This window comes from Deinococcus piscis, from assembly GCF_014653275.1.
GTDB classification, from domain to species: Bacteria; Deinococcota; Deinococci; order Deinococcales; family Deinococcaceae; genus Deinococcus; species Deinococcus piscis.
On record NZ_BNAL01000070.1, the window covers coordinates 1 to 2683 of the forward strand.

2 protein-coding genes and 1 pseudogene are annotated in these 2683 nt (G+C 62.4%); all 3 read left to right on the top strand.

Features of this window, described 5'->3' with window-relative positions; translation table 11 throughout:
- Positions 1 to 863 (top strand): annotated as a pseudogene (locus IE158_RS13285) (hypothetical protein); the annotation flags it as partial.
- The gene (locus IE158_RS13290; RefSeq protein ID WP_189644186.1) at positions 860 to 1822 is read left to right on the top strand and encodes an NAD(P)/FAD-dependent oxidoreductase; all 963 of its coding nucleotides are present in this window, start codon (positions 860 to 862) and stop codon (positions 1820 to 1822) included. The pseudogene IE158_RS13285 and the gene IE158_RS13290, both read left to right, overlap by 4 nt.
- A 52-nt stretch (positions 1823 to 1874) precedes the next feature.
- Positions 1875 to 2573, top strand: a complete 699-nt coding sequence (locus IE158_RS13295; protein ID WP_189644187.1) for a hypothetical protein — start codon at positions 1875 to 1877, stop codon at positions 2571 to 2573.
- The last annotated feature ends 110 nt before the right edge of the window (positions 2574 to 2683 follow it).

Consider the following 2683-nt stretch of genomic DNA (forward strand, 5'->3'; position numbering starts at 1 on the left):
CGTCAAGCGAGCTGATCATCACCCTGGACCCGGCCATCGCGGATTCGATCCGGCGGGGCTACATCAGCGTGTTGAATCCGGAACTGTACGAGCAGCTGTCTCAACCCATGACCAGAACCCTGTACCGCCTGCTGAACGAATACCAGAAAGAATCCGGAGCACCGGTGTTTGAACTCCAGGTGAGCGTCCTGGGTCAGCTGCTGGGCTTTCCCGAGGACAAACCCCCGACCAAAATCCAGCGCGACCTTGCGGGCACCCACCAGGAACTGACCGAGAAGGGCTACCTCAGCGCCGTTCGTTTCAGTGGCCGGGGCGCAGGTTGTACCGTGACGTACCACTTTGCCAACCCGGCGAAATTGCCTGCCAGTCCCAGCCCACTGCTGGGGCTGCTGACCGAGCGGGGCGTTGCGGAAGCGGCCGCCAGCGGGCTTCTGACGGAATACGGCAAAAGCGAGATCGTGCAGGCCTGTGAACTATTCGACCAGATGGTCACAGGCGGGTATTCGGTTCGCAGCAAGGGCGGCCTGCTCACCAGCATCCTGCGCAGTCCACAGAGCTACGCGCAGTGGAAAGCCGTGCAGCACACCCAGCAAGAGCAGCAGAGCAAAGCTGACAGGCCTCCAGCCGCGCCCACCGAGCCGGAACCCGAACTCTCGGAAGAAGACACCCAGCAGCGGATCCATCAGAACATCGATATGGCTGGCAAGCTCAAGCGCCTGGATCAGGAGACGGTGACGCTCCTGCACGCGCTGGTCGGTAGGGGACAGCTGGGTCTCGAAGCTTCCCGGCGGCTCCTCATTGCCAGCGCTGAAGAGTGCGTCACTCTCGCCCGGCAACTCAACACACAGGAGCAACATTCATGACCTATGACGTTCTGATTATCGGTGGCGGTTACGCTGGACTGACGGCCGCCCTTTACGCTGCACGCGGCATGTGCCTGGTCGCGGTGGTGCGGGACGGCCCGCCCCGCAACGCTTCCGGTCAGGGTGTCCACGGCCTGATCTCCAGGGACGGAGCCAGCAGCTCTTCGCTGCTGGCCGAGGCCACAGACGAGCTATGTAGGTATGGAGTTAAGTTCTTCGAAGGCCAGGCGGAAACCGTCTGGGGCAAAAATGGTGACTTCACCGTGCAGCTTGGCAGTGGGGAAGAGGTCAACGCCCGCAAGCTGATTCTGGCCACTGGCGTTCAGGACCAGTTACCCGAGCGCCCCGAAGGCCTCAGAGAACTCTGGGGCAAACGGGTCCACCACTGCCCGCACTGTTATGGGTATGAGGTGCGGGGACAGGTAATTGCGGCCTACCTGCCCGGTGCAGCCTTCCGCCCCGAAGTGCTGAGCAGCTGGTTCTATTACCGGCGCTACGGGGAGCAGGTGCTGATCTGCTCGGACGGCCCGGTGCAGGCCACCGATGCTGAGCGCGCGCGCCTGGAGGAGCACGGCATCACCCTGTGCCAGAGTGCCCTGATGCGCGTTGAGGACACGGGAGAGAGAGCGCGGCTCCACTTCGCAGACGGCAGCAGCGCAGACGTGGCGGCGCTGTACACGGGCTCTGGGCGCACCCCAAACACCGAGCTGGCCCGGCAGCTGGGCTGTGACCTGGACGAGCAGACCGGCAACATCAAGGTGGACCCAGCAACGAATGCCACCAGTGTCCCTGGCGTGTACGCGGCGGGCGATGTGACGGGCGGCAATCAGGTTGCGCTGGCGCTGGCGGGTGGGGCACGGGCAGGCATGTTCGCAGACTTTGCGCTGCACGGAGAAGAACTGCCAGACTGGGTCAAAAAACTGGAGGGCCGCTCAACTCAGACAACACAACCCACCTGACACCGACAGCCACGAAAACCGTCAATCGGTCCAGGCGCCACCGGAGACCAGAATGAACCATCACATGCGTCCACGTCAGGATCACGGCTTTCAGAAGAAAAAGCGCCTCAGAAAAGACACCAAAACAGTGATCGACAAGGCCAGGTCCTCAAAAGCCAAGGCCGAGAAACTGCTCGATCAGCCCGCCCCAGTCAGCAGCCTGGAAACCGTCATCCAGGCCGCCAGACTGAACATGCGTATCAGGGAATGCAGCAAGCTCTGGAACCAGATGGGCAGACTGGGCCTGCAACCCTCGCAGTTCACGGAGGAAGAACTGAAACTCATCCGTGAACTGCGCCAGCTTGAAACCGGCCCCATCAGCCAGCAGCTGAGGTGCCTGCTGCAGCAACTGTGGATTCTGAAACCCAAGCAAACCCTCGACCCGCCCCTGGCCAGCATCTGTATCGACCGCCTGAAACAGGCCGACATCGGCAGCACGGAGTGCCACAAAGCGCTGCTGGGCCTGAAAAGGGCACTGGCCGAGAGCCCCAGGCCCGAAATCCAGCAACGCCGCAAAGAGCGGCGGACCTCTGAACGACTGGCCGTCCCCACGCAGCCGAAAAAGAAACCCACGCCCCCCGAACCCCTGATCGATACGGCCGCCCTCGAACGGACCCGGAAACACCTGCGCGAACTCGACGAGCGGGTCAAACTGTCCCCCGCACCCTACCGGCGAGAAATCGGCAGCCAGTTCCGGCGCTTCAGGAACTGAACGCGGAACCTGGGCCTGTTTCCGACACATCCCCCCTGAACAGGGTAGTGGCTGTACCAACGTGATCTACTGACAGGATGCCGGAGTGCCCAGCCTGTCAAAGCACACAC

Excerpts from the sequence above, each read along its gene's own strand:
- IE158_RS13290 (WP_189644186.1), top strand. The coding sequence starts at position 860 with ATGACCTATGACGTTCTGATTATCGGTGGCGGTTACGCTGGACTGACG.
- IE158_RS13295 (WP_189644187.1), top strand. The coding sequence starts at position 1,875 with ATGAACCATCACATGCGTCCACGTCAGGATCACGGCTTTCAGAAGAAA.